This window comes from Runella sp. R0.1_18 (assembly GCF_057652155.1).
Genome location: NZ_JBYFCK010000001.1, coordinates 559,118 through 585,419 on the forward strand (window position 1 = coordinate 559,118; position 26,302 = coordinate 585,419).

Here is a 26,302-nt window from a genome sequence, read left to right on the forward strand (position 1 = left end):
TCAAGCAACAAACAGTGGCTTGAAGTACCGTTACAAACTTTGTGATAAGGTCACATACTCAGCAACCAACGCCCAACAGTGCGCCTCGCATTCCCACCGCATTTGTACCAATGGAGAATTGGCCCATCGGTAAAGCCACGGGTGCTCATAGGCCGTCAGTAACCCTGCAATAAAAAAGTAAAATCCTTCAAAATCGGCCTTCGTTAAGCTCGACACATCGCGGCTCACGGTTATACCTGCTGTTACACCCAAGCGCATTAATGATGTTTTTAGCACAATTTCGTCCAAAATCGGTTGTTTTTGGGTCAACAACTCCTGCGTATCTGCAATCAATTTTGCCCGAATGGGTTCCAACGCTGGAATGACAAAAGCGCCCATGAGCCGAGCTACGTGATAAATAATCGGAACCGTTCTTGGGTATTCGTGTGCACAACGAAAAGGCGCTTCTAAGTAGCGATTGGTCTCAATCACCGACCGAATATAGGTCAAACTATCATCGTCGTGTCGATTGAGCGGAAGTTGGTATTCATAAATACAATACATCAAATTGGCCAAGACACAGGCGTCAAATTCGATGTACATATTTTTCCCAAACCAAGTGGAATACGCCCGTAAATTCCGATAGTCGTCGTACGTATTCTTCACCTGTAGCTTCGTCAAATTTGCGTGTAGAATCAACTTTTCTTTTAGCCACCGCACTTCCTCTTCGGTAGGCGAAGATGTCAAATAGATCATGGCTGTATCGTCCACGTCGTCAGGAATCCGAAAATGTTCGAATCGGCGAAATAAATAGCCATTAGGAAAATGTTTAGAAGGGCGAGTCTTCCAAAAATTATACGTTTTAAGACCATCTTTGTTCCGAAAAAGCGGGTACGTTTTTAAAGCTTTTTCTTCAATTACCTCCACCTGTTGTTGGGCTTTCTTGGGCAATGTTGACTTTATTTTTTGTAGTGTAAACACAACAACAGCCGTAAAAAACACCGTCGTATCTTGTCTTACATACCCAATCGCGCGGTTGACGCGCTGGGCGGGAAAAAGCCCTTCATCAAAACACGCATCCCCTTTCGACTGCAAAGCCGCAATTTTTCCGATGATTCTCTCCAGTAGTTCTGCGCTAGTTAAATCCATGTACGAATATCGCAAAATCTTTTTCATCAAAAACATTAGCCCCAAACCCCAACTGTAAATCAGCGATTTAAAAGTTTGGCACGGAGTTTGATAGACCCTAATCAAGTAACCTTAATCCATACAATAAAATGAAAAAAGTATATACATCGGTTGTTGCTATGCTCATCGCAGGTATGAGTTTTGGCCAGCAAAAGTTTATTTTATCACACATCGACCACCGTGGTTTTATCAACCTTTCGGGGGGTATAAGTATGCCTGTGAAGTCGCTTATGAAAGGTGACCCCACGGCTCCTTCCGACGTTTCGGCCTTGCGTGGCACTTCCGTACAAATCACAGGAGGCTATCGTCTTACGCGCCGTTTGGGGGTGGTAGGTTCATTTACCAATTGTTTAAATGAATCAAGTACCCAAAAGTTAGTACAAAATATCCAAACAAGTCACTCTGGAGGGAGTTGGAGTGTTACGGGAGGTACTTGGAACTGCTCGCACTTCATGGTAGGCCCTTACCTGACGTTATCCAAAGGGCTTTTGATGTTTGATGCCCGCGTCACAGGAGGTTATTCTTGGATTGAGCGTCCATCGACCGAGCTCAAAGGGCAGTTCTATGATGTGCCTTTGACCATCAAAACATCCCAAACCAAAAGCGGTTCGTTTTCTGTAGGTGCTGGCAGCAGCATTCGTGTGAAAGTAACCCGCAATTTTGCCCTCGCCGTCCATGCCGACTACATCAGCACGCGTGCGTCGTACAACAACCTCACCAGCACCCTCACCATTGGTGAAGATAAGGTAGATGACAAAATTAGAGAAGTACACCCAATAGGTTTATTGAGCTTTGGAGGAGGTTTAAGTTTACTCTTCTAACTCGAACCTTACAAATAAAAAACGCTTCCCCAACTCATCAAAGAGTTTGGGGAAGCGTCAAAAAAAATCAGTTATCTTCTTTAACTTTTTCTCTTCAACACGATACCCGCCAACGGTGGAATCGTAATCAACATCGACTGCTCCCGCCCATGCCACTTGGTAGGCTCGGCCTCAATCGGCGCCGCATTGCTCACGCCACTCCCAAAATACGTAGCCGAATCGCTGTTAAACACCTCTTCCCAACTACCCGCCGCAGGAACACCTATGCGGTATTGATACTGTGGCGTTGGCGTCATGTTGAGCACAACTACTATCGTATCGCTTGGGTTAATGCCTTTGCGCATATAAACCACAATTGAGTTGTCGCGGTCTTGGGCATCTATCCATTCAAACCCTTCGGGTGAAAAGTTGTAATCGTGTAAAGCAGGTTGGGTACGCAGTGTTTGGTTAAGGGCCTTCATGCAGGCTTTCATGCCTTGGTGCGAACCATGGTTGAGCAAATGCCAGTCGAGCGACTGCTGGAAATTCCATTCGCGTTCTTGTCCAAACTCCCCACCCATGAATACGAGCTTCGTTCCAGGGTGTGTGTACATGTACGTAAACAACAAACGGAGGTTGGCAAAACGTTGCCATTCATCACCTGGCATTTTGCCAATCAATGAGCCTTTTCCGTACACCACTTCATCATGCGAGAGTGGCAACATAAAATTTTCGGAGAAGGCATAGACCAAACTAAACGTAATTTGGTCTTGGTGCCAACGACGATACATCGGGTCTTTTTCGAAATACTTCAATGTATCGTTCATCCAACCCATCATCCATTTCATACCAAAGCCCAATCCACCCAGATACACAGGGCGTGAAACTCCAGGGAAGGCCGTCGATTCTTCGGCGATGGTTTGTACATCAGGAAACTCCTTGTAAACGGCTTCGTTCATTTCACGCAAGAGCGAAATCGCTTCTAAATTTTCACGGCCTCCAAATTCGTTAGGAATCCATTCTCCGTGTTTGCGCGAATAATCAAGGTACAACATCGACGCTACAGCGTCCACCCGCAAGCCATCGGCGTGGTAGCGTTCCAACCAGAACAAAGCATTAGAAATCAAAAACGAGCGCACTTCGTTGCGGCCGTAGTTAAAGATGTAGCTCTTCCAGTCGGGATGATAACCTTTGCGTGGGTCGGCGTGTTCGTAGAGGTGTGTACCGTCAAAATTGTACAACCCGTACGCATCGCCTGGGAAGTGAGAAGGCACCCAGTCCATCAACACCCCAACGCCCGCTTCGTGAAGTTTTTCAATCAGGTACATCAAATCTTGTGGTGCTCCCATGCGCGACGCACACGAGAAATAACCTGTGATTTGGTACCCCCACGATGGCGGATAGGGCGCTTCCATGATGGGCATAAACTCTACGTGGGTAAAGCCCATTTCCTTGACATAAGGTACCATTGCATCGGCAATCTCGCGGTAATTAAGGAAGCGTTCGGGATCGGCGGGATCGCGCATCCATGAACCCAAATGTACCTCATAGACCGACATCGGCGCATTGAGGGCATTGTTCTTACGACGGTCGCGCATCCACGCATCATCTTGCCATTCGTACCACGTATCCCAAACCACCGAAGCTGTCTTGGGCGCAACTTCGCACCAAAGCGCAAACGGGTCGGCTTTTTCGAGGTCTTGGCCGTGGTTATTGGAGTGAATAAAGTATTTGTAAACTTCGCCACGACCAATATTTGGGATAAACCCTTCCCAAATACCTGAGCCATCCCAGCGAGCGCTTAGTGGGTGGCTTCCACGGTTCCAGCCGTTAAAATTTCCAATCACCGAGACGAAACGCGCATTGGGAGCCCATACTGCAAAATAAGTACCAATGACACCTTTGAACTCGACGACGTGCGAACCGAGTTTTTCGTACAGTTTGTAGTGCTTTCCTGATTTAAAAAGGTAAATATCAAATTCGGAAAACAGGGAATATTCTTCAACATTTTTCAACTCCACCGCTATTTCGGCAGTTTCTACTGCTTCCACAACGGGTTCGGCTTTCTTGCGCGTTTTTTTAGGGACAGAGGGTTCGGCTACAACTTCTTTTTTTGTTTTGGTTGATTTTGCCATAATATTGAGCTTAGAGTTGGTTCACTATAGGTTATATGCCGCAAAATAGATTTTTTCGAGCCATAATTGTACTATTAAGTTTAAAAAATCTTTTTCAATTTAAAATACTCACCCTACATCTTTAACGGGCTACCTACACAAATGGATTTTTTTGACATCAATAACATCTTTTTTGAGGCATTAGGCTACCAAATGAGCCACCTCGAATTTTGGGCGACGGTCAGTGGCGGTGTGGCGGTGTGGCTCTCCGCCCGCGAGAATGTTTGGAGCTGGATCATCGGCTTAGTCAATGTGGTACTTGCTTTTGCGTTGTTTTATCAGATACAATTATATCCCGATATGTTTTTGCAGGTATTCTTTTTTATTACCAACCTCATTGGATGGTGGCAATGGAAATACCCGAAGGCGGCAGAAGCTAACCTCAAAAATGAACTTAGAATTAGCAAATTATCAGTTCAACAATGGCTTTTATTAGGCGTCGGCGGGCTCATCTGCACAGCGCTCTTGGGAACTTTTGCCAAAAACTTACACGAATGGGTGCCTACATTGTTTAGTCAGCCAAGTGCATTTCCTTACATGGATTCTTTCACTACAGTAATGAGCATTGTCGCTACCTTTATGCTCATTCGCAAAAAAATTGAAGCATGGTACGTGTGGCTCTTAATAGATGCCATTTCTACCTACATGTATTCGCTCAAAGACGTGAAGCTCTATGCACTCCTTTACTTTGTGTTTTGCTTTATTGCAGCCTTTGGTGCTTATAACTGGACCAAAGAATACCGCAGTCACCGCCCTGCAAGTGGTTAAGTCGTCACTTTTTGGGCAATTGCCACGGCAAAATCTATTGCTTGGTGCATAGGGGTTTCATCTACATGATCTAGGGTATCTTCAGGGCGGTGAATGTTGGGCATTGTCCCTTCGGCATCGAGCGCCGAAAGCGTCATACAAGGAATCCCTGCTCTCACAAACCACGCGGAGTCAAAATCAGCAGTGTGCCAATCCCCTACGGCTATTTCTTTAAATTGAGGCTCGTTTTGAATCAATGCTAAAGCCAATTTGGTAAGGTCATTATTGTACTCTATCAGCGACAAACTCCCTGTTTTGGTGATGATATTCAACTGGCCATTGCCCAATGTATCAAAGTTGAGCAAGTAGTTTTGGCGGCTTTTATCAAACTTTTTCTGAAAGTAATGATAAGCTCCTATCATGCCCGCCTCTTCGGCATTGGTGAGAACTACTTCTATTTCGGTATCTTTCAGCAATCCTTTCAGCTTTTCAGCAGTTGTAAGCGCGGCGACTACGCCCGTGGCATTATCACTGGCGCCGTTGGTGAAGCCTTTTTGCCAAAAACCTACTGTTCCCAAAATTGCTTGCCCCAGAAAATAGGTCACTAATAATACCCTAATGACCAATAAATACTGGTTTTGGGCCAAATGATAACTTAGTCCTACCACTGGCACTGACAAGGCCATCAAAATCATGCTGGCACGGATAGAATTACGAAAACCATCTTTGGTTTGGCGTCGGTACAGATACGACACTGGCGCCGAATCAAAGTGAGCCATTAAAATCACTTTTCGGCCATTGGAGCTTTTTCCATAACGCCCAATCACGTTTTCGGCACGTACCAAAGGCGGAACATATAACAACCAAGAAGGCCGCCAGTCGAAGTATAAAACGCCATTGACCGCAGCGATGGCCACCAAAAGCACCGAAACCATTCCCCACCATTGTACACTTAACAACCCAATCGCCAAAACCCCAACCAACCAATACAGTATAGGAACGTAAGTAGCAGGGGTTTGAAATGCTTGTTTTTCGGCCGTAAAACCGATTTTTTGAAGGGTTTCGGCAATCAGGGTCGCCGTTTTTGTGTTTGAGCTACTTCCAACACCACGGTGCGAAAAAGCAGTAAGCTGTCGTAAAAGTGAGGATGTTTGTAAAGCCATTCGTACTGGGGGCTAGTTGAAACGTCGTTTAGGAGCAAGATTATATCGGATACCTATACCAGTGGTAAAGCCCGCGCCTTTGGAGACAAACCTTGCTTTATCGGTGGGTTCTTGGTTATTTTTAATCGCCACTTCCATCTGCGCAATGTTCATCATACCAACCATTTGGCGAGCATACATGCTCAATGTCCAACGGCGTGACAATGCCCAATGAATACCTGCATTGAGTTCGGCATTTATCGAATGTTGGCGAACTACCCCAACCGAACCTGAATACGTCAACGAATCAGTCCATGTATGCCCACGCGATGTGATTAGGCCACTAAACTTAGTAAAATTATAGGGTGTATTAGAACGAACGTATTGTAACCCTGCACCGAGGTGTGCTTCCAGTTTATCATGAAAAACCCGTACTCGCCAGTTAGCACGAATAGGGATACTCAAGAAACGAAAAGAGTTAGTTCCAATGACCCGGTCGGTTTGGTACAAATAGACAAGGTTGAGCGGTAAAGCATACGCCCCCGTTTCTACCGAAAAATAAGGGTTCAAAATTCTTCCTACTTTGAGGCCGTAGATGGGCATAATCCCCGAGCCTCCTGAGCTATATTTCTGGAGTTCTCCCGCCACCATGCGGGTTTGGCTGCTAAAAATACCGACGTCGGTACCTACGTACCAGTGTCCTCTAAAAAGGCGGTTTTGGCAAAATCCTGACAACAACGAAAACCACCACAACAATCCAGCAAGCGCGTAACCGTGTTTCATGGGCAGGGAGGGTTAAAATTCTGAATATGTGGCTAATATACGAAAATGCCAGATGCGCTACAAGCAAAATCGGTCAAACAAAGGTTTGCCTACCTTTATTTGACCGATTTTGTTTGTAGTGTCTAAGTCAGACTGAATGTTAAAGTCGTAGGTTCGGTCTGACTATCGTCTGACCGATTACTAAAACCAACCTGCGCCTAAATTACGGAATGGCCAAGGAATCGAGAGGAAAATAACCACCAACGCAATTGTGTAAAATGTAAACACTTTGGCGTGGTTTCCTTTTTTGCCTTGGGCGTTTCCGACCGTAATAAGGGCTACAGCAATCAGCATCCCGACAAGGTGCTCAACGGCATAAAAACGATAAAACTTATCGCTCATCATGTCAAACCGTACTTTTACACCTATGTTCATGAAATACAAAATCAATCCAATAAGAAGCTGCGTATGCGTGGCAATCATCGCAAACAAATACACTTTAGAATACGGGGCATTGCTTTCACTTTTTTTACTAAATGCCGTAAAAATCGCGGCTAAGAGAAGCCCTAAAACGACATAACGTAGGCCAGAGTGGGCACGAACGAGAATTTCCATTTGGGATTGGGGTGTTTAAAGTGGCGAGCCACTGTTATTTGTTAATTGTTGACTAAATGCCAGGCTTTCAACTATTTCACAAAAATCGAAAGTGTTGTTGACTCATAGACGCCCAAGTTTGCATCCCGAACATTTTCCATGATGGGGCGCAATGCACACGTAGCTTCGTCAATGCAGTCGTCGCATTTTACATAAAAATGCAAAGACACACACGGCGTTGGGGCAATGGGACCATCAATAACCCGAATCACTTGCGCAAAATTGACACGTTCTGGATCAACTCTCAGCATATACCCTCCACCTTTGCCTTTTTGGCTTGACAAAATACCGTGATTACGCAATTCCAACAGAATAGCCTCTAAAAACTTCTTAGGTATATTTTCACGCTCTGCAATATGAGAAATAAGCACGGGGCCTTTACCATGCTCTTCGGTCAAAACTTTCAAAGCTTTGAGGGCGTATTTGGCTTTTTTAGAAATCATGAGTTAATCATTATGGTTGAGGGTTATAAACGAAAAAGACTTTTTTGCAAATTTAGTCGATTTGAACAATAGATTATCATGTTCAACACATATTTTTTACGACTTTTTTCTATAGTCTATTAAATTTGAGTACATTACACTTGGCCTAACTCAAGCGGTCTTTGAAACTATCGTAGCCATATTCTTTCACAAGTTTAAAAGTACCATTTTGCTGAAATATACCAATCGAGGGCAAATTTACCCCATTAAAGGTGGTCGTTTTGACCATTGTGTAGTGAATCATGTCATCAAAGACCAGCGTTTGCCCGATTTCCAACGGCTGGTCAAAGGAATAATCTCCCATAAAATCACCCGCCAAGCAAGTCATTCCGCCAAGGCGATAGGTTGGTTTTCCTACCTGTGGCTCATTATAAGCCCCCAAAATACGCGGTTTGTACGGCATTTCAAGGGTATCAGGCATGTGCGCCGCAAATGATGTATCCAAAATCGCCACCTCAATTCCTTGGCTATTGACAATATCCAAAACCGTAGAAGTCAAATACCCTGTTCTCCAAGCAATCGCCGAACCTGGCTCTAAAATAACATCTAATTGGTATTTTTCTTTTAACCTTTTTACCAATTGAATGAGTTTTGGAATATCGTATCCCTCGCGCGTCATTAAATGGCCTCCGCCCATGTTTAGCCATTTGGCTTGGTGCAACAAATCTCCAAACCGCGCTTCCAAGGCTTCCAATGTTCTCTCAAGCACATCCGAACCGTTTTCACAAAGTGTATGAAAATGAATACCTTCAACGCCCTCAGGAAGCGTTTCTCCAAAGTGGTCACGAGTCACGCCCAAGCGTGAGCCAGGCACGCATGGATTGTACATGTCAGTATCTACTTCCGAATACTGCGGGTTGACCCGAATCCCACACGAAACATTTGCCTCTGGGTGAGCAGCATTGTAAGCACTTACTTTGTCTTTAAAACGGTTCCATTGAGAAAGCGAATTGAAGGTAATGTGGCTACTGCGCTCCAATACTTCATCAAACTCATTGTCTTTGTAGGCAGGAATGTACGTATGCGATGGGTATCCTAAATACTCATTAATCAGTTTAATTTCGTTTAGCGAACTAGCCGTTGCGCCAGGCAAATATTCCCTTACAATCGGGAAAGCACTAAACATCGAAAAACCTTTCAGGGCCAAAATAATTTGGCACCCAGCCTCGTCCATCACCCCTTTGATAAGTTGTAGATTTTGACGCAATAAGCGCTCTTCCAATACAAAACAAGGCGACGGAAGGGTTGTAAAATCAATAGACATGTTATTTATATTGTCGAGTGACGAATGATTGAATCTTTATTTTACACAAATTTGTTGCGATACAGACGACAAATATAAAACTATAATATGAAAATCGGACTTGTACTATCGGGAGGAGGCGCCCGTGGCATCATGCACTTAGGCGTTATTAAAGCATTGTACGAACAAGGAATCGTCCCCGATTTTATTGCTGGCACAAGCGCAGGAGCCATTGCAGGTGCTTTGGTAGCTCATGGATACAGCCCCGACGAAGTATTGCAAATCCTGCTAAAGACCAATTTTCTCAAATACTTACGTCCCTCATTTTCAGCCCCAGGGTTACTGAAAATGGACAAAGTAGAAGATTTATACCTCCAGCTCATCCCCCATAATTCGTTTGCCCAGCTCAAAACCCCGCTCATTGTGGCAGCTACTGACATCGAGCAAGGCGAGATTGTTTATTTTGACCAGGGCGAGCTCATTCGTCCACTTATGGCTTCAAGCTGCCTGCCGGGTATTTTTGCCCCCGTTAATTTTCAAAAAAGGATGTTAGTCGATGGGGCAGTTCTTAACAACCTTCCCATTGAACCCCTGCTCGACCGTCAAGCCGATTTTCTCATCGCTTCCAATTGCAACCCACATTCCTTGGACAAACCCCTCAACTCTACGCGCACCATCATTGAACGGAGTTTGCTTTTGGCGGTTCGCAACAAAACCCAAGAAAGACTCCAACGCTGTGACATTGTGCTCGAACCCAAAGAAGTAGGCCGTTATGATATTTTCGACGTGCGCAAAGCACGTGAGATTTTTCAGATAGGTTATCGTTGTGCGCTCAAGCAACCAATATTCCTTTCTTCCCTTGTTAAAAAGTAGGGCTTCCATCTCACCGAAATAGTTACATTAAATAGACGAACTACCTTTTTTTGAAGACCAAAACCTCAATGATACACATTAGTGTCTGCAAAATTTAACATTCTTTTTTTGCTTTTTTATTGTATTTTTTAAAGAATTTTATTTAAAATTTGCATCGTAAAAAAAACGTTGCGCTGGCCTTACTATAGCATATCATTCGCCTAAAATACCTAGAATATTCGCTTAAAAACGCTTATAATAGCAAATTTTTCTTTCCAAAGTACCCATATTTCCATAGATGATTTTTGGCAAATTGGCACTTTTGCAGAATTTACTTCCTGTTTGATTTCTTGGATTATTTGATTTACTTTACGAACGGAATTTTCTTAACCTAACTAAATCTTGATATGACAAAAAACTCTACTTTACCCTTTTCTTCGTATTTCTAATAGCGCTGCTATTTTTCATTCCAGACAGACAGATTCAAAACATCGAATAACGCAAGCTACATTCTTACCATAGTAGTCTTATATAGTTATTCTATGGTCTGGATTCTGTGGGTGTTTCTGTCAATGAATAGATGGCCGTTTTTGCTTTTGCGCTCACGCGTTTTTCTTAACCATAACTAATGTTTCACTTATCTAACCAAACTAAATCAAATCAAACATCCCTATGAGGAAAATTCTATTTCTGAGCTTCCTGTTGATATGCGCAGGTTGTGTCACAGTAGTGGCTCAAGATCGCAAGATTACAGGAAAAGTGACCTCGGCAGAGGACGGGAGTGCCCTGCCAGGTGTGTCGGTAGTAGTAAAGGGTACGTCGAAAGGTGTGAATACCGACGGGAATGGAAGCTATTCGATAGATGCTTCTAACAGCTCTACACTAGTGTTTAGCTTTGTTGGTACAGTTTCTCAAGAAATTTCGGTTGGCAACCGTACCCAAATCAACGTTACCTTGTCAGCTGACACCAAGCAATTGTCGGAAGTGGTAGTAACGGCGGTTGGTATCCAACGTGATAAGAAGGCGTTGGCTTTTGCCGTTTCTAACGTCAAAGGTTCTGATTTACAGCAACGTTCTGAGCCTGACCCACTTCGTGCGTTGAGTGGTAAAGTGCCAGGGGTAAACATCACAGCAGGTAACGGTGCCCCAGGTGCGGGTACTCGTATCACCATCCGTGGTAACAACTCATTCACAGGTAATAACCAGCCTCTTTTCGTTGTGGACGGTATTCCTTTTGATAACTCAGTAAATGCTGGAGGTACTAATGCGGGGCAACAAGGTTACAACCAAAACACAGTTGCATCAAACCGTGCGTATGACATTGACCCTAATAATATTGAGTCAATGACGGTATTGAAAGGTGCGGCGGCTTCGGCACTTTACGGTTCACGTGCTGCCAACGGGGTAATCGTTATCACCACAAAAGCAGGTAGCAAATCGGCCCGTAAAGGATTGGAAGTAACCTATAATTCTTCCTATTCAGTTGAAAAAATATCTTCACTCCCTGAATACCAAGATAGCTATTCTCAGGGTTCAAACCAAACGTATAATGGTGGGTTTATCGGAAACTGGGGTACTGCCATGCCCGATGCCGTTGACCGAATCAATGCGGCGTTAGGTTTTGAACGCTATTCTAAAATCATTGATCCTGATTATCCTGCAGGTACCATTCCTCACCCATTGGTGGACCAAACTGTTCCATACGGTGCAGCGCGTTTCAAAACAGCTTTCCCTGAGTTATTGCAAGCGAATGGCCGTGGTATTGCAGTACCTTTGAAAGCATACGATATTGTAGGTGGATTCTTCCGTACAGGGAAAGTATTGGAAAACGGTATCCAAATTAACTCTACAGGCGACAAAACATCTATCAATGCGTCAATGTCACGCACAAAAAATGATGGGATTGTTCCTAATTCATCGACAGAGCGTACTACATTGAGTTTTGGTGGAAATGCTACCTTGGTCAATGGCCTAAACGTAAGTGGTAGTGTTGCTTACACACGTACCAATCAAACAAGTCCACAATCAGGTGCTGGTTATTATGCTGATTACGGTGGTTTGGCTTCAGCTGGATCTATCTATAGTCGGTTATTTTATTTGCCACGCAACTATGATTTGAACGGCTATCCTTTTGAAAACCCAGTGGATGGTTCAAACGTATTCTACCGTGCACTTGACAATCCACTTTGGACGGCTAAATACAATCTCTATACCTCAAGTGTAAACCGTGTTTACGGAAACATGGCATTGAGCTACGACGTAACGCCTTGGTTGAATTTGACGGCTCGCGGTGGTTTGAACACTTATTCAGAAATTCGCCGCAACCAAATTCGTCCAGGTGGTACTTTCCAGCCATTGGGTTCAGTTTTACGCCAAGACTTGACCAATACCGAGGTTGATTTTACATTCTTAGCAACTGCCCAACATGACTTTACGGAAAAATTCAATGCCAAGCTGTTGGTTGGTTTTAACCCCAACGAACGTAGCTATAGTGAGTCAGGCGTAGCTGGTTCTCCAGTAATTGATCCAAACGTAATGACAACGGCAGCGACTTTGACCCAAACTGCCTACGAATATTCTCGTAAACGTCGTCTGTATGGTGTTTTCTCTGAATTGACTTTGGGTTATGGCAACTATGCGTTTATTACAGCATCGGTTCGTCAAGACCATTCTTCTACACTACCTGCGGCTAACAATAGCTATTTGTACCCTGCTATTTCGGGATCACTTATCGTTACAGACATCTTAGCGCTTCCTAAGAATATTATCAATTTTGGTAAAATCAGGGCCAACTACGCTAAAGTAGGTAAAGATGCTGATCCATATCAGGTAAATACGGCTTACAACTTGAGTCGTACTTTCTACAATGCAACGGCCATTTCAACCGCGTCTTTACCAAGCCAGTTGAACAACGCTTCATTAAGACCAGAATTTACGTCTGAAGTTGAATTAGGAGCTGAGCTTCAATTCCTAAACAACCGTATCGGTGTTGACGTAGCTCATTTTAGCCGTGTTTCTACCGATTTGATCGTAACACGCCAGTTGCCAAATACCACTGGTTTTAACACGGAAATTACCAACGCAGGTAAAATCTCAAACAAAGGATGGGAATTGGGTTTAACGCTTGTACCAGTAAAATTGCGTAATGGCTTTACTTGGACTTCATTTGTGGCTTACACACGTATTCGCTCTAAAGTGGAAGATGCAGGCCCTGGAGGCGAGATTTTCATTGGTGGTACGGGTCTTTCGTCATTGGGAACTATCTTCCGTAACGGATTGCCTTATGGACAAATTTACGGTTCAGTAAATGCCCGCGACGAAAACGGCAACTTGTTGATTAACCCTAACACTGGTTTGCCAATCCGTGCGGCGAGTGCATCCATCATCGGCGACCCTAACACGAAATATACTGTAGGTTGGACAAACACCATCTCTTTCAAAGGATTTAACTTGAATATCTTGCTTGATTACAAAGCGGGTGGAAGTTTATTCTCATCTACGGCGGCGTCGTTGTTGTTGCGTGGTCAGTTGAAAACTTCCGAAGATCGTGAAGGAATGCGCGTAATCCCAGGTGTATTGGGTGATCCAGCTACGTACAAGCCATTGTTAGGTGACGACGGTAAGCCTATCAAAAACACAATCGCCATGTCTGCCTTCCAGTACCACTTCACTGATGGTTATGGGGCATACGGTGCTGATGAAGTAAACATCTACGATGCTACTGTTATCCGCTTGCGTGAAATTGCTTTGGGTTATGAAGTTCCAAAAACATTCCTAAAAAAATACGCGAAAGTATTTGGTGGGCTTCGCCTCTCTGCTTCGGGTCGTAACTTGTGGTTCTACGCTCCAAACATGTTGCCTGGCTTGAACTTTGACCCAGAGATTTTATCAAACTTCTCGGATTCAAACATCCAAGGATTTGATTTAGGGGCTTCACCATCGACTCGTCGTTTTGGTCTGAACATAACGGCAACGTTCTAATCAGTAGCCCAATTCATTCATCATTCAAAAGAGACATACAATGAATTACAAAAACATAGTTAAAACCCTGTCGCTAGGAGGACTTATTGCCATTGCAAGTTCTTGCCAACTGACAGAATTGGATATTAACACCGACCCCAACCGACCAGCAACGGGTTCACTGGCTCTTTTGTTGCCAGTGGCAGAAAACGCAGCTCTCAATGCACACGTAGCAGTCAACAATGACGCCATGGGCTTTGCGGGTCTAAGCACGGTTAGTGACTCTTATAACCTCAGCAATACCTCTTACCAAGGGACTTGGAATGCACGTTTCCGTGAGCTTCAGACCATTGAAGAAATGTTGAAAGCATCAGCCGATGGTAAAAACCCTGTATATCGCGGCATTGCCTTGACCTTGAAGGCATTTTCGGTAGGTCACATGGTAGATATGTTTGGTGATATTCCTTACACTGAAGCGTGGAAAGGAAATGCTACTGAACCTAATAAAACACCTAAATTTGACAAAGACTCAGAGATTTATGAAGACTTGCTCAAATTGTGTGACCAAGCAGTTGTAGAATTGGCAAAGCCACAAGCCGTAGCCGTACAAAACGACTACTTTGGTGGTGGTAGCGCTGCTACTTGGACACGTATCGCAAAATCTGTTAAACTCCGCTTGTTGCTTACGTCTCGCAAAGGCCGCGCCAACGGAAATGCAGAATTGAAAGCTGCTTTTGAAGCAGGTGGTTACATTACTACTGCCGCTCAAAACTGGTCATATTTGTATTCTAAGCAAGTAGCTCCTGAAAGAAACACGCACCCTTGGTATGCAACATACGCAGGTCTTGGAGACCCAAGTTACATCAACCACCAGTTGATGGGGGAAATGCTTCTAAACAAAGACCCACGCTTGCCGTTCTATTTCTATCGTCAGACAAGCCGTATCTTGGATCAAAATAACCCAACTGACCGTGGTACTACGCCTTTTGGTGGTTCTTACTTGCCATTGCGCGCTACATTCTTAGATGAGTATAAAAAAGCCTTTAACATCACAGGTGATATTCCTGCGGCCGACTTGGCTTACATCGCTGGTTTCTTTGGCCGTGACCGTGGAGACGTATCAGGAGCTGCTGCTGACGGAACGCTTCGCGCTACGCCAGGTTGTTATCCTGCAGGTGGGGTTTATTCTGACCGTAGCGTAGCTGCCGTTGGACTTACAGGTCAGGCTTCCCTTAACACGGGTGGTGATGGTCAATGGCCTATCATCCACAGCTGGAACACAAAATACTACCAAATCGAGGCGATTTTGGATAACACAGGTGTAACAGGCGACGCAAAAGCGTTGTTTGAAGCAGCCATGCGCGAGCAAATGGCCGTAGTAGTAGCACAAGGGCTAAAGTCGGACCCAACCCGTGCCAAAGCACCAGCTACCGCTGATGTGGACGCTTACGTAAAAGCTTGGTTAGGTCTTTATGATGCCGCTGGAAGTAATTCAGCTAAATTAAACGTAGTGGCCAAACAACTTTGGTTCTGCTCATGGGGCCAAGGGATGGATTTGTGGAACTTCCAACGCCGCACGGGTTATCCTATTCAAGGCCAATTCAAGCAGTTTTCGGTAGGTATCATGACGCCAATCTCAAAACCACCACGTCAGTACGCATTGCGTTTGCCTTACCCTCAGTCGGAAGGTGCATTGAACCCTAACGCCTCTAAGTACATCACAGATGTGGTATTTGACCGCGACCCAATCTTCTGGGACAAAGTTAAAGTGAAGTGGGAATTCTAAGAAAATGTCGAATTTAGAATGCAGAATGTCGAATTTTTCTCTTGATATTCTGCACTCTCTAAACATAAAGAAAGATAAAAATGAAAAAAACACTTATATATTCACTATCTCTGGCAATTTTTCTTTTGGTAGGATGCCGTGATGAATCGTTGAACCCAAACAAACCTTGGGAGCCAGGTGTGCATGGCTGGGGCGTTTTTGATGGGGTAGCTGAAGCTGGAAAAGCTAATATTGCAGCCAATGCAAAAACTTTCCCTCTTACAGGCCAAGACGGTGCTAAAATTGACTTTAAAATTCGTTGGGTATCCCTCGACAATCAACTAACTGTCAACAAGATAGCTATCAAGGTTGACATGATTGAATCATATACAGATCCTGATGGCAACCCTAAAACAGTCTCTTTGGGTAGCGGCGGAAAGGTGGTAAAAACCATTGATGCTCCTGCTGGAAATCGTCAGTGGAATACATTTAGCATTACCCCTGCTGAGATTTACAACCTCTACAAAGATGCTACTGTGAAGTATGATAAAGTAAATGCGGTAAAAGTATTTGATAACCCTGCTCGTCCTCGCCCTGCAGGTGCTCGTTTGCAAGGTGCTAAAACTGGTGCTGCTGCCGATGCTTTTGTAGTCACTTGGGAATTGACAACTTCTACTGGTTTGGTGTTCAAAGTATGGAACGAAGACAGTATCTGCCTTGACCCTACTCCAGTATCACAAGCTAACGCAAACTGCCGCTTGAACTTTATTGTAAGATAAGCACTTGTAAATAACTTGTATTAAGAGGCTGTCCAAAAAGTAACAGGTCACAAAATATTCTTTGGATTCAACCTCATCCCAACCCTTCTCCTTTCTGGAGAAGGGCTCTAAAAATCCCCCTCTCCTTTCAGTAGAGGGGGATTTAGGGGGTGAGGTTGAACAAAAACCGAAGATAATTTGGTGATACCAAACTTTTTGGACAACCTCTTTTTGTTTTTATAGCTCTCTGGTTGTATTTTGTCTTGATGAAAACACAATTTGCACTTGTGGTAGGCTTTATTGCTTCGTTGGGTTCGGTCTTCGCTCAAACGAAGCTAACTTTTTATGAGCACATCCAACCCATCATCTCCAACAACTGCACGGGTTGCCACCGCCCTGGCGGCATTGGGCCATTTAGTCTTCAAACCTACCAAGAAGTAGCCAAACGGTCGGAGTTTGTGGCCAAAGTAACTCAAATTCGTTACATGCCTCCTTTCCCTGCCGATCGCTCTTTTCAGCATTATGCCAACGAACGCGGGCTTACTGATGAAGAAATTGCGTTGATTCAGCAATGGGTAGCGCAAGGGAGTGTGGAGGGGAAGAAGCAGAGGGTAAAAGAGAAAGATACCCCCTTCGTCGGTATGACAAAACATCGACAGCCTGACCTGATATTAAAAATGCAAAATGCGTTTACGGTTCCCAATACAGGCGTTGAGGAATTTAGGTACTTTCACATTCCCACTGGGCTGACCGAAGATGTGATGGTGGAAGCCATCGAGTTTTTGCCTGGCAACCGTAAAGTAGTCCACCACAGCCGTGTGATGGTCGATACCAGCGGGCGCATGGCTGGATTGGAAGGGATGAACGGCACTGATCCAAAGTTGGCCGAATTTCAAAAAATTCCGATGGCCGATGAGTTTCTGTATGGCTGGGTGCCTGGCAATGACCGCATTCAGTTTCCCGATGGCGTTGCTAAGAAAATCAAGGCGCATTCAAACCTGATTTTGTACATGCACTACTCGCCCTCGGCCACCTTCCAAACCGACCAATCAGAAATCCGTCTTTACTACACCCGTAAACCCGTCGAGCGAGAAGTCCAGTCATTGATTCTCCACGAGCAGCACATCACCAACCCACCTTTTTTGATTCGCGCTAACCAAAAAGCGTCGTTTTTTATGAGCTTAGGCCCGCTCAAAGAAGACATTTCAGCGATTTCGATTTTGCCCCACATGCACTATTTGGGAAAAACGTTCAAGTCGTTTGGAATCACGCCCGACGGCGATTTAGCGCCGTTTATTAAAATTGACAATTGGGATTTTAATTGGCAAATGACCTACCAGTTTGAAAAGCTCGTGAAAGTACCTCGCGGCACCGTTATTTTGGCCGAAGCAGCATACGACAATACGGAAGAGAACCTCCTCAATCCATTCAAACCCGCCCGCGATGTTGGTTTTGGCTGGAATACCACCTCCGAAATGATGGAAATGGTAATTTATTACGTTCCCTACCAAACGGGCGACGAAAATCGACTGCAAGTTACTGCTAACAAGTAACTCGTCGGGTTGTGAGCAACCCTCTCCACGGTGAGTCGGGTTGCTCACAACCCGACGCAATCAATCCAATCCAACAAAATCAATATAAAATAGCCCTATCGACTTTGGCAGGAAGCGGGCCTACCGTACTGATTTTCAGCGCGGCGATATTGGCACCTGCTTGAGCACATTCAGCAGGTGTTTTGCCATCTAGCCAAGCCGTTAGGAAACCCGACCAATACGAGTCCCCTGCACCCGTGGCGTCTTTTACTTCAATCGGGCGGCCTTCTATTTCGACACAGTCTTTGCCATAATTAGACGAAACAATGCTTCCTTTTCCTCCCAACGTTAGACAAACCAACTGCGCTCCCATTTGGTGGAAAGTCTGAATAATCTCTGCATTTGGGCGAACTTCGCCAAAAATTCGCTCGGCGTCGTCTTCGCTTAGTTTCACAAAAGCACCATTTTTACAATAATCCGCAATCACCTTTTGGGCTTGTACACGGTCAGGCCAAATGGGTGGTGCATAATTGGCATCTAGGCTTACGATACAGCCCGCTGCTTGCGCCCTTGCTGCCGCATCTACAATGGCGCTTTGGGCAGGCTCTTGACTCAAGGCAAAGCAAGTAGTATGAAAAAACGACGCATTTTGGAGTAATTCGTCCGCAATATGTTCCCGTTGAATCATTCGGTCGGCCGTGCGGTATGCAATAAAATCGGGCGTTCCTTTGGTACGTGACACCAGCACAATACTCGTAGGAGCCAGGGCATCTTTGGCGATATAAGTTGTATCAACGCCCGTTTCGGCCACTTTCTCAATGAGATAATTGCCTACATTGTCGGTGCCAACGCACGACACCAGCGCGGTCTGGTTGCCCAAACGTGCCATGTTAGCGGCTAAGTTGGCGGGGCTTCCTCCCTGAAAACGTTGAAAGGTAGTGGTGTCAGTTAAGTTTTGGGTAAACTCCGTTCCGATAAGGTCGGCCAGCAGTTCTCCGACCGATACTAAAGCGTATTTTCTGTTCATCATAGGTATATTAGTAATGGTCTGCAAGTTAGAAATGCTTTCGTGATTTGCAAACTAGAAGGTCTTGATAGACAAGGAATTTACTTTAACGCTGCTACCTTCTGAAGCAATTGAGATTTCACCCGCGTTTTTGGTGGGAAACACCCAATTGGTCATTACTTTTTCTCCCCCTTGGGCAAACACCTCCACGATTGACTTATCGACCAATACCCTCACGTACAACTTACCTTTTCGGAGCGGCACATTTACCCGATCAATGCCCGAAAAACGGCGGTGAAAGTCGGTCAAGCCCGATTTTGTACGGTCGAGCGAAAGTTCTTGGGTAGCCACATCATACCGCAACAAGGTCGCTTCCTCTCCGTTTTGAAGCAACCGAAGTGTGAATCCTTCTGATTTTTGAGGTTGAATCGCCAGCTGCAAATCGTACGAATCTCCTTGAAAAGGTACTTTCCATACACCACTGATGGCCGTATTTTTAGCTACTAACGCCTTTTTACTCATCACTTTTTGCAACGCAGAAATAGGTCGTTGATAAAGCCGATAACCATTGGGTGTCATGCGTAGCGACATCTCCCGTGGCACCGAAAACGCCCCTCGCCAAGTATCGCCCGTGGGAATATCATTGGCGTATTCCCAATCATTTACCCACCCTATCATAATTGGCTTTTTATGTTTTGGGGGCAAATTGCTAAACGGAATCCCCGCGTAAAAATCCTTTCCTTCGTCCACGTATAGAATTTCTTCCTGTTTTTGGGGTTTAAATTGCTTCCCATCAAAGTCTCCGACAAAATATTGCATCGCCAAATACCCTTTTTGCCGATGCCCACTCGAAATCATCAATACCCACTTCGATTGGTTTTTACCTTTCCCTTCTACGGGCATTTTAATCAGCGAAGGACATTCCCAAATCTTAGTCATATCGCCTTGCTTTCCAAATTCACTCAACAACGCCCACGTTTTCAGGTCTTTGGACTCATAAAACTGTACAGTGTATTCCAGCGGTTTTACCACGGTCATAATCCAAGCGTTGTGTTCAGGATACCAAATTACGTTGGGGTCACGAAAGTCTTTCATTCCCAAATCTAGCACAGGGTTTTTCTCATACAGTTGCCACGTCCGCCCTTTATCGCTGCTATACGCAACGCTTTGGTGCTGTGCTTTTCCTTCAATGTGCGACGTATAAACGGCCACCAGTCCTTTATGAAACCCTTCCTCAAAAAAGCCTGACGTATTGAGGCTATCGACCACCGCACAACCCGAAAACACCATGGTCGTTGTGCCGTCTGCATTGGGATATTCGGGTAGCGCAACGGGTAGCGTTTCCCACTTGGTGAGGTCTTTGCTCACGGCATGTCCCCAGCTCATGTGCCCCCATTTGTTGCCAAGCGGGTTATACTGATAAAACAAATGATATTCCCCATCAAGATAGACCAGTCCGTTGGGGTCGTTCACCCAATTTTTAGGAGGCGTATAATGGAACGTTGGTCGAAAATCTTGCGCCAATCCCGAAAAAAAAGTCGCCAAAAAGCAAACGCTAGCCAATAGCTGTTTCATAAATTCTGTGTTAGTTAAAAAAAACGACAGGGAGAAAAATCGAGGGAGCAAGCTACTAAAAAAAAGATAACCAAATGGACAATGGTAGTAGTGATTTAACTACTACCATTTGCTTTCATTCGTTCCTTAACCTATCAGTATTTTTAGTATAAATATCAATTTCAGAAGAAAGTGGGCAAGTTTAAAAAACTTGTTTCAAATAACTGTGCGGTACTATGCCGTTCAAAGCGAAATTTACAAAAATCTTTCTAAACTATACGTCATTTTTTTTGCAAGTGACTACTCAGCCCCTCAGAATAAATTAGGCAGCGAAAAAGCCAAATTCTACTTTTTTTACAAAAAACGGTTCTCCTATCTTACTGTTTCAAAGGCGGTTGTGCAAAGCACAGGCAGCCAAGCATTCGTTTCATCTTATTTTGTGAAATTTTTATGCCTCACTCGACGTTAAACAAGCATAGTAGAAACCAGTAGTCACCATAACGTACAGTGCCATGAAAGATCGTATTTTAAACATCCTTGAAGAATTTGGCGTTGAGCGTCGCGCCGTCACAGAAAATGTTCATTTTGTAAAAGATTTAGGGTTTGACAGCCTCGACACTGTTGACTTAATGATGAAGCTTGAGCAAGAGTTTGGCTTGCGCATCCCCGACGAAGATTATCACAAACTCACGACATTGAGTAAACTTATCCAGTACCTTGAAGAAGAACAAAGCGTTGCGATGGCCGCCTAAGGTAAGCAACCCATTCAAACACTTTTAAGAGGATATGGCTATGATGGTCATATCCTCTTTATTTTTGTGACTTACTGTACACGACTATGTACCCTTTATTCTCGGACGAATACTACATGCAGTTGGCCCTTTACGAAGCCGAAGCCGCCGCCGAAGCAGGCGAAATCCCCGTGGGAGCGGTGGTCGTATGCCAACGTAAAATCATTGCCAAAACCCGCAATCAAACCGAACAACTGACCGATGTCACTGCCCATGCCGAAATTTTGGCCATTACCGCTGCTGCTTCGTATTTGGGCGGAAAATACCTGCGCGATTGTACGCTTTATGTGACGCTTGAGCCTTGCGTGATGTGTGCGGGCGCACTATACTGGTCACAGATTGGCAAAGTCGTCTATGGTGCTTCCGACGAAAAACGCGGTTTTTCGCTCGTCAAACAGCCCCTGCTCCACCCCAAAACGTTGGTTCGTCGAGGCGTGCTTGAAGAAGAAAATACGCAATTGCTGAAGAATTTTTTCCTCAAGCTGCGAACATAAAACGCGGGCATGATGTTTTGCTCTCGAACATACAATCTTACTTTTAAAATAAACAACCAATCACATGGCTTTTACATTAGATCCGCTTCCGTACGCATCTGACGCGTTGGAACCCCATTTCGACCAAACGACAATGGAAATCCACCACGGTCGTCACCATAATACTTACGTTACAAACCTCAACAATGCCGTGGCAGGTACACCAAACGAAGGCAAAAGCCTCGAAGAATTGGTAGCCAACGCAGGTGCTATCTCACCAGCCGTTCGTAACAACGGCGGTGGCCACTGGAACCACACGTTTTTCTGGAATATCCTTTCACCCAACGGTGGCGGCGCTCCAGTAGGTGAGTTGGCGGCGGCTATCGACGCTAAGTTTGGTTCATTTGATGCGTTCAAAGATGAGTTCAAAAAAGCAGCATTGGGTCGTTTCGGTTCAGGCTGGGCGTGGCTTATCAAAACCGCAGACGGAGGCGTAGCCATCACTTCGACTCCTAACCAAGACAACCCGTTGATGGACATTGCCGAAGTAAAAGGTACACCCATCCTCGGCCTCGACGTGTGGGAACACGCTTATTATTTGAAGTTCCAAAACAAACGCCCCGACTACGTGGATGCGTTCTGGAACGTGGTAGATTGGAACAAAGCCGAAGCTACTTTCCAAGGAGCGTAAGCTTGTTTTTGGGTCTTCTCAAAGACTAAAAAACCCCCTCGAACTTCCTTCGAGGGGGTTTTTTTTTAACTACTAAACGTTGAGACGTGTCCTATACGTCTCGTTAGTTGGTAGCTTCGTCGCCGTTTTTGAAAAAATAGCAACATGGTTTGCAACTTTTGCGTATTTCACAAAATAAACTTATTCGCGATTGTGATTGTTATCATCTACATTTGCACGATAAAATCATACTTCGCCTATTTTGACACCTTCCATGGCAGCAATTAATTGCTCATTTTGCGGCAGACGCAAGAACGAGGTTCAGCTCCTGCTTTCGGGCATCGACGCCCATATTTGTAACTTCTGTATCGAACAAGGATACGGGGTAGTGCAAGAAGAGTTGTACCCAAAAAAGAAAAAAGAAAAGCCTTCTACGCCGAAGTTTAACCTCGTTAAACCGCTGGAAATGAAACGCTATCTCGATCAATACATCATTGGTCAAGACGAAGCTAAACGAACGCTTTCGGTGGCAGTTTATAACCACTACAAGCGGTTGATGCAGCCAAAGTCAAACGATGAAGTGCAGATTGAAAAATCAAACATTATCATGGTGGGTGAGACAGGGACGGGGAAAACATATTTGGCCCGTACCATTGCCAAAATGCTCCAAGTGCCTTTCTGTATTGCCGATGCGACCGTAGTGACGGAGGCTGGTTACGTAGGAGAAGACGTAGAAACCATCCTGACACGCCTCCTCCAAGCAGCCGATTATAACGCCGAAGCCGCTGAACGCGGGATCGTGTTTATTGATGAAATCGACAAAATTGCGCGTAAGAGCGATAACCCTTCTATCACCCGCGATGTAAGTGGCGAAGGGGTTCAACAAGCGCTTCTCAAATTGTTGGAAGGCTCAGTGGTGAACGTTCCGCCGCAAGGTGGCCGCAAGCACCCCGACCAAAAGCTGATTCCACTCAATACTGAAAACATCTTGTTTATCTGCGGAGGAGCTTTCGATGGCATCGACCGCCATATCGCCAAGCGCATCAACTCTCGCCCGATTGGGTTTACGACCGACCGCCGTTTGGGAGAAATTTTCGACAAAGGCAACTTGCTTCGCTACGTAGCAGCCCAAGACCTCAAGTCGTTTGGTTTGATTCCTGAGCTTATCGGACGTCTTCCAGCGCTGACGTACCTCAACCCGCTCGACCGCGATGCGCTTCGTCAGATTTTGACTGAGCCTAAAAACGCGTTGACGAAACAATACAAAAAACTGTTTGCGATGGAAGGCATCAAGCTCCATTTCGACAACGACGTGCTCGAATACATTGTTGATCAAGCGTTGGCATACAAACTCGGCGCCCGTGGTCTTCGCTCCATCTGCGAAGCCATTATGACCGATGCGATGTTCGATTTGCCATCCAACAAAGACGTTACTGAGTTTACCCTTACGCTCGATTACGCCCGCGAGAAGTTTGAGCGCTCTTCTATGCACGTACTTAAATCAGTAGCCTAATGACACCGCTCGTACTTCTTCACGGCCACGGTATTGATAGTTCAATTTGGGAAGGCATCAAAAAATGCCTTCCTGAGTACCCTATTTTTACCCCTGAGCTTGCCTCCGAAACTCGCTTTGTGAGCATCGAAGACTACGCCGCAGGGCTTCGGGAGTGGTTGTTGGAGCAAGGCATTGAGCGCTGTGTGCTAGTTGGGCATTCGATGGGTGGCTACATTGCGTTGGCTTTTGCCGAAAAATACCCTGAATTATTGGCTGGATTTGGGTTGTTTCACTCCACCGCTTACGCCGACGACGACGCCAAGCGCGAGCAGCGGGCCAAAACACTCCGCTTCATGGAAACCCATGGCGCGGCCGCGTTTATCAAACAAGCTTCGCCCAACATGTACGCCGAAAGTTACCTCGAAAAGAATCCAGAGGCGCTTTCAAATCATATTCAAACGTATTCACAACTTCCTACCGACGCGGTGATTGCGGGCTTCAAAGCCATCATGAATCGCCCCGACCGTACGGTGGTTTTGGAGACGACGTCTCTTCCTGTTTTATTCATTTTTGGGAAAGAAGATAAATTGATTCCTTTTGAAAAGAATATCGGGCTCAGTGAACTTCCCCAAAATGCGCAAACGCTTGTCTTGGCTGATGTAGGCCACATGGGTATGTTTGAAGCACCCCAAGCCTGTGCCGATGCCCTTGCTGAGTTTCTGAAAAATATCGAATAAGAAACTACTATTCTTGGCTTTCTGAAAGAAACTATGGAACTTTGACCAACAGTTCTCGCTTCTACCCCTAGAAACGGCGCCTGCGAAAGCCTCCATGCGGATGTTTTCAAGCTATTTTACCCACTAAACAAATATGCTCTCGAACGAAACTCTATTTTTTGGAGCGTTTACGATTTTTGTCATTTTCGTAATGCTCATCGACCTTGGTGTGTTTTCCAAGAAAAAAAGCCACGTTGTTAGTTTTAAAGAAGCAGGTATCTGGAGTGCCATTTGGGTGGCGCTATCGGTTGCCTTCTATTTCTTTATCAAACAATACGGCTATCTCATCCACGACGTATCAGACATGGCTCATTTACAAGAAATTGTAGATAAATACGCCAAACACCTTGTCCTTGTTCCTGATAACTTTGAAGCGAGTCTCCAAATCTTTGAAAACAACATGGCCCTGGAGTATATCACAGGTTATTTGGTGGAATATTCGCTCTCAGCCGACAATATTTTTGTCTTTATCCTGATTTTCAATTCGTTTGGTGTCCACGAAAAGTTCTACAAAAAAGTCTTGATTTGGGGAATTTCGGGCGCAGTCGTGCTTCGTTTTATCTTCATTTTTGTAGGCTCGGCCTTGCTCCAACAGTTTGAATGGATTATTTACATTTTTGGTGGATTTCTAATATATACAGGGGTCAAAATCTTGTTTGAGAAAGAAGAAGACGAACAAATGAACCCCAATGACCACATTGCGGTAAAATTTGCGTCGAAGTACTTCAATGTTTACAAACGCAACGTTATCGACCACTTTTTTGTCTATCACAAGCGGTTCAAAAAATGGTACATCACTCCTATTTTTGTGGTCGTGATTGTGATTGCCTTCACCGATTTGATTTTTGCGGTGGACTCTATCCCCGCGATTTTCTCCATCACCAAAGACCCGTATATTGTCTTTTTCTCAAACGTGTTTGCCATCATGGGGCTCCGCTCAATGTTCTTCTTCTTGTCGAGCATTATGGATAAGTTCCACTACCTCAAGCCTGGCTTGGGCGTTTTGTTGTCTTTTATCGGAACCAAGATGGTCGCGCACAGCTATTTAGAAAAATGGGGTTTCAAAACGGTGTACTCGTTGTATATCATTGTTGGGATTTTGGCCGTAGCGGTAATCGCCTCATTGTTGTTTCCTCCCAAAGAAAAGACACCCGCTAAAGCATGATTTATCACATCGTTTCCTCGGCTTATTGGGCTGAATTTGAAGATAAAGCGGCTTATTTCAGTGAAACATTCGACGCTGAAACATTCATCCATTGTAGCTTACAGGAGCAGATTGCGGGGGTTTTGGAGCGGTATTATGTGGGCGCCACGGGCTTAGTTTTGCTGCACATCGACGAGTCAAAGCTTACCTCAACGCTGCTTTACGAGCCTGCCCCACACAACGGAGAATTGTTCCCGCACATTTACGGTGGTATCAATCGCGAAGCGGTGGTGGAAGTAACTCCTGTTTCGTAGCTAATAAACTACCTTCCCGAAAGTTTAAAACTTTCGGGAAG

At 44.9% G+C, this 26,302-nt stretch carries 23 protein-coding genes; 14 read left to right on the forward strand and 9 right to left on the reverse strand.

Annotated features, from left to right (window positions below; translation table 11 throughout):
- Positions 1-30: 30 nt before the first annotated feature.
- Positions 31-1,155, reverse strand: a complete 1,125-nt coding sequence (locus tag AC23P2_RS02420; protein ID WP_487771711.1) for a hypothetical protein — start codon at positions 1,153-1,155, stop codon at positions 31-33.
- Between the two features lie 101 nt (positions 1,156-1,256).
- Between AC23P2_RS02420 and AC23P2_RS02425 the strand changes: the two genes are divergently transcribed.
- Positions 1,257-1,988, forward strand: coding sequence for a hypothetical protein (locus tag AC23P2_RS02425; RefSeq protein ID WP_487771712.1), 732 nt, complete (start codon positions 1,257-1,259; stop codon positions 1,986-1,988).
- An 80-nt stretch (positions 1,989-2,068) separates the two neighbouring features.
- Here AC23P2_RS02425 and glgB read toward each other — a convergent pair whose 3' ends face one another.
- Positions 2,069-4,102, reverse strand: coding sequence for a 1,4-alpha-glucan branching protein GlgB (glgB, locus tag AC23P2_RS02430; protein ID WP_487771713.1), 2,034 nt, complete (start codon positions 4,100-4,102; stop codon positions 2,069-2,071).
- A gap of 141 nt (positions 4,103-4,243) precedes the next feature.
- Between glgB and pnuC the strand changes: the two genes are divergently transcribed.
- Entirely contained in the window at positions 4,244-4,909 is a 666-nt protein-coding gene (gene pnuC, locus AC23P2_RS02435; protein ID WP_487771714.1) for a nicotinamide riboside transporter PnuC, read from the forward strand.
- Here the strand turns inward: pnuC and AC23P2_RS02440 are convergent.
- The 5 genes from AC23P2_RS02440 to nspC form a co-directional block, all read right to left on the reverse strand.
- On the reverse strand, positions 4,906-6,051 hold the full coding sequence (locus AC23P2_RS02440) for a M28 family metallopeptidase (protein WP_487771715.1): 1,146 nt from the start codon (positions 6,049-6,051) through the stop codon (positions 4,906-4,908). The two genes, pnuC and AC23P2_RS02440, sit on opposite strands and share 4 nt — an antisense overlap.
- A 12-nt stretch (positions 6,052-6,063) precedes the next feature.
- Positions 6,064-6,813, reverse strand: a complete 750-nt coding sequence (locus AC23P2_RS02445) for a hypothetical protein (protein WP_487771716.1) — start codon at positions 6,811-6,813, stop codon at positions 6,064-6,066.
- Positions 6,814-6,993: 180 nt separating this feature from the next.
- Positions 6,994-7,407, reverse strand: coding sequence for a cytochrome B (locus AC23P2_RS02450; protein ID WP_487771717.1), 414 nt, complete (start codon positions 7,405-7,407; stop codon positions 6,994-6,996).
- Between the two features lie 71 nt (positions 7,408-7,478).
- The gene (locus AC23P2_RS02455) at positions 7,479-7,889 is read right to left on the reverse strand and encodes an RrF2 family transcriptional regulator (RefSeq protein ID WP_122932518.1); all 411 of its coding nucleotides are present in this window, start codon (positions 7,887-7,889) and stop codon (positions 7,479-7,481) included.
- A gap of 145 nt (positions 7,890-8,034) precedes the next feature.
- Entirely contained in the window at positions 8,035-9,192 is a 1,158-nt protein-coding gene (gene nspC / locus AC23P2_RS02460) for a carboxynorspermidine decarboxylase (protein WP_487771718.1), read from the reverse strand.
- An 87-nt stretch (positions 9,193-9,279) separates the two neighbouring features.
- Between nspC and AC23P2_RS02465 the strand changes: the two genes are divergently transcribed.
- The 5 genes from AC23P2_RS02465 (at position 9,280) to AC23P2_RS02485 (ending at position 18,059) form a co-directional block, all read left to right on the forward strand.
- Positions 9,280-10,044, forward strand: coding sequence for a patatin-like phospholipase family protein (locus AC23P2_RS02465; protein WP_487771719.1), 765 nt, complete (start codon positions 9,280-9,282; stop codon positions 10,042-10,044).
- Positions 10,045-10,695: 651 nt separating this feature from the next.
- Positions 10,696-14,004: a SusC/RagA family TonB-linked outer membrane protein gene (locus AC23P2_RS02470; protein ID WP_487771720.1), complete on the forward strand. Its 3,309-nt coding sequence runs from the start codon at positions 10,696-10,698 to the stop codon at positions 14,002-14,004.
- A gap of 40 nt (positions 14,005-14,044) precedes the next feature.
- Positions 14,045-15,769 (forward strand): SusD/RagB family nutrient-binding outer membrane lipoprotein, encoded by a 1,725-nt coding sequence (locus tag AC23P2_RS02475; RefSeq protein ID WP_487771721.1) that lies wholly within the window; start codon positions 14,045-14,047, stop codon positions 15,767-15,769.
- An 80-nt stretch (positions 15,770-15,849) separates the two neighbouring features.
- On the forward strand, positions 15,850-16,527 hold the full coding sequence (locus AC23P2_RS02480; RefSeq protein ID WP_487771722.1) for a hypothetical protein: 678 nt from the start codon (positions 15,850-15,852) through the stop codon (positions 16,525-16,527).
- 245 nt (positions 16,528-16,772) lie between these two features.
- Positions 16,773-18,059, forward strand: coding sequence for a monooxygenase (locus tag AC23P2_RS02485; RefSeq protein WP_487771723.1), 1,287 nt, complete (start codon positions 16,773-16,775; stop codon positions 18,057-18,059).
- Between the two features lie 79 nt (positions 18,060-18,138).
- Here the strand turns inward: AC23P2_RS02485 and AC23P2_RS02490 are convergent, their stop codons facing one another.
- Together AC23P2_RS02490 and AC23P2_RS02495 are read right to left on the reverse strand one after the other, a co-directional pair.
- Positions 18,139-19,068, reverse strand: a complete 930-nt coding sequence (locus AC23P2_RS02490) for a carbohydrate kinase family protein (RefSeq protein WP_487771724.1) — start codon at positions 19,066-19,068, stop codon at positions 18,139-18,141.
- 51 nt (positions 19,069-19,119) lie between these two features.
- Complete coding sequence (locus AC23P2_RS02495) at positions 19,120-20,619, reverse strand: glycoside hydrolase family 32 protein (RefSeq protein WP_487771725.1); 1,500 nt, start codon at positions 20,617-20,619, stop codon at positions 19,120-19,122.
- A 491-nt stretch (positions 20,620-21,110) separates the two neighbouring features.
- Between AC23P2_RS02495 and acpP the strand changes: the two genes are divergently transcribed.
- From acpP to AC23P2_RS02530, 7 genes are all read left to right on the forward strand, one after another.
- The gene (acpP, locus tag AC23P2_RS02500) at positions 21,111-21,350 is read left to right on the forward strand and encodes an acyl carrier protein (protein WP_028523909.1); all 240 of its coding nucleotides are present in this window, start codon (positions 21,111-21,113) and stop codon (positions 21,348-21,350) included.
- A gap of 86 nt (positions 21,351-21,436) precedes the next feature.
- Positions 21,437-21,883, forward strand: coding sequence for a nucleoside deaminase (locus AC23P2_RS02505; RefSeq protein ID WP_028523908.1), 447 nt, complete (start codon positions 21,437-21,439; stop codon positions 21,881-21,883).
- A 64-nt stretch (positions 21,884-21,947) separates the two neighbouring features.
- The gene (locus tag AC23P2_RS02510) at positions 21,948-22,553 is read left to right on the forward strand and encodes a superoxide dismutase (RefSeq protein WP_487771726.1); all 606 of its coding nucleotides are present in this window, start codon (positions 21,948-21,950) and stop codon (positions 22,551-22,553) included.
- Positions 22,554-22,806: 253 nt separating this feature from the next.
- On the forward strand, positions 22,807-24,045 hold the full coding sequence (gene clpX, locus AC23P2_RS02515) for an ATP-dependent Clp protease ATP-binding subunit ClpX (RefSeq protein WP_487771727.1): 1,239 nt from the start codon (positions 22,807-22,809) through the stop codon (positions 24,043-24,045).
- Positions 24,045-24,764, forward strand: a complete 720-nt coding sequence (locus tag AC23P2_RS02520) for an alpha/beta fold hydrolase (protein WP_487771728.1) — start codon at positions 24,045-24,047, stop codon at positions 24,762-24,764. The genes clpX and AC23P2_RS02520 overlap by 1 nt, the downstream gene beginning before the upstream one ends.
- 133 nt (positions 24,765-24,897) lie before the next feature.
- On the forward strand, positions 24,898-25,968 hold the full coding sequence (locus tag AC23P2_RS02525; RefSeq protein ID WP_487771729.1) for a TerC/Alx family metal homeostasis membrane protein: 1,071 nt from the start codon (positions 24,898-24,900) through the stop codon (positions 25,966-25,968).
- Complete coding sequence (locus AC23P2_RS02530) at positions 25,965-26,261, forward strand: DUF952 domain-containing protein (RefSeq protein ID WP_028523896.1); 297 nt, start codon at positions 25,965-25,967, stop codon at positions 26,259-26,261. The genes AC23P2_RS02525 and AC23P2_RS02530 overlap by 4 nt, the downstream gene beginning before the upstream one ends.
- Positions 26,262-26,302 lie beyond the last annotated feature (41 nt).